The sequence below is a fragment of the Streptomyces sp. UG1 genome (assembly GCF_049974585.1).
Taxonomy (GTDB): Bacteria; Actinomycetota; Actinomycetes; order Streptomycetales; family Streptomycetaceae; genus Streptomyces.
Window position 1 is genome coordinate 1 of record NZ_JBNGGG010000123.1, and the last position, 1,744, is coordinate 1,744.

The window sequence follows — 1,744 nt, forward strand, 5'->3', positions numbered from 1 at the left end:
CAATGCCACGAAGTTAAGGCCCTGTTGGCGGTGTCAAGGCATCAGGGAGAGTGATCTTGTAGGTGCTCGGCGCGGTGCGGATGAGTCGGCCGTTGCGGGCCCAGTAGCAGAGTTGCGCGGTGAGGCTGCTGAGGGGGCGCCCCGAGGTGGGGAGCCCGAGATGTTGTGCGATGTCCCGGGTGTGCATGGCCTGGTTGGAGTTCGCGGCCAAGAGCTGGCAGACCTGGCCCCAGCGGCCGGAGAGGGCCCGGCTCGGGTCCTGCGTGCTGGGCAGGGCTGGTGGGTGCACGGTGATCTCGATGGCGGTGATCGGGGTGCTGGCGCGTGGACGGCCGTCGCGGTTCCAGATGTTGTAGCGGGAGGTTCCGCACTTGACGATGCGGGCGGACAGTCGCATCCGGCGCCCGGGGAGCAGCGCGTGCAGGACGCGGGCGCCGATGTGTCCCACCAGGTCGGAGTGGCTGCTCGGCCCTGAGGCCGCGGTCGTTCCGACCAGGCTGACCACCGTGTCACGGGCGGCTTCCAGGGCGACGGTGAAGCCGGCTCGGTCGGGATCGCAGCCGGGCAGTGTCTCCACCGCGGTCACCATGACCGAGCGCAGGGCCTGGTAGAGGGTGAGCAGTCCCCACATCTCCTGGTTGAGGCCCACCGGGTCCTTCGAACGTAGAACTCGGCCTTTGAGCAGGGTGTGACGGAGCGCCAGGTAGGTGATCTCGATCTCCCAGCGCTCGTGATAGAGACGCACCAGGTGGTCGGCGGGATCGGTGCGGTGGTCGTTGAGCGTGGTCAGCAGGCGGTAGGTCCCGCCGAAGTCGCCGCCGTCGGCGGTGCGGGAGTGGATCTCGGCCTCGATCACCCGCAATGGGAGGCCCCCGATCCGGGTCAGGTAGGAGCCGTCGGGCAGCAGCGCCAGCACCGGCGGTCGTCGGGTGCTGGTGGCGCGTATCAGGAACTGAGTCCCTCGAGCTGCGATGTCTGCGAGCAGATTGTTGCTGTCGAAGGCGCGGTCCGCCAAGAGAAGCATGTCCGGGGTCAGGTGGCCGATCAAGTCGTGGGCGTAGTCGGTCTCACCCTTGGAGGCGGGGCCGAAGACCGCTGCGATCAGGCCGCGGGTGCCTGTTTCGCACAGGGTCATGAGCATCAGCCGGGGGTGGCCAGTCGGGCCGTAGCGGCGTTCGGTTCGGCCGAGCCAGGACCGGTTGCGCTCGTGGTCGGGGACGGACAGGCTCCCGCAGCCGTCGAAGGCGACCGTGCGCCAGCGTCGGTAGCGCACTCCGGGTGTGGACGGCTGGGCCAGCGGGCCGGCCAGCACGTGGAACAGTTGCTTGAGCGGGGCCACCCCGACCCGCCGACGCAGATCGCGAAGTGCCTTCTCCGAGGGCTGCGGCACCCGGGCGGCCAGTCCGGCCCCGAGTTTGCCCCACACCAGTCCGGTGCCCAGATGCTCGAACAGCCCGAGCGCGAGCACGAAGTACACCCCGACGCGAGAGGGGAGACTCCGAAGTCGTCGCTCGCGAGCCCCGCTCTCATCCAGTACCGCATCCACCAACTCGGGCGGGATGACCTGCGTTAACTCACCGATATGACCAGGCGCGAACACGTCATCGGTTCCGCCCATGACAGACTTGGCCACTGGGCCTCTGCTTTCTCAGGAAGATCTTGGTCGATCCCCTGGATAGCAGAGGCCCCTTCTGTCTCCCGACACCCTTGACACCGCCAACAGGGCCTTAACTTCGTGGCATTG

1 protein-coding gene is annotated in these 1,744 nt (G+C 67.9%); it reads right to left on the reverse strand.

The features are described 5' to 3' along the window. Window positions 1-13 precede the first annotated feature (13 nt). Window positions 14-1,618 carry an IS4 family transposase gene (locus tag ACP4J3_RS50575; protein ID WP_426545026.1) on the reverse strand — a complete coding sequence of 535 codons (1,605 nt, stop codon included), beginning with the start codon at window positions 1,616-1,618 and terminating at the stop codon, window positions 14-16. Between the last annotated feature and the right edge of the window lie 126 nt (window positions 1,619-1,744).

Excerpts from the sequence above, each read along its gene's own strand:
- ACP4J3_RS50575 (WP_426545026.1), bottom strand. The coding sequence starts at position 1,618 with ATGGGCGGAACCGATGACGTGTTCGCGCCTGGTCATATCGGTGAGTTA.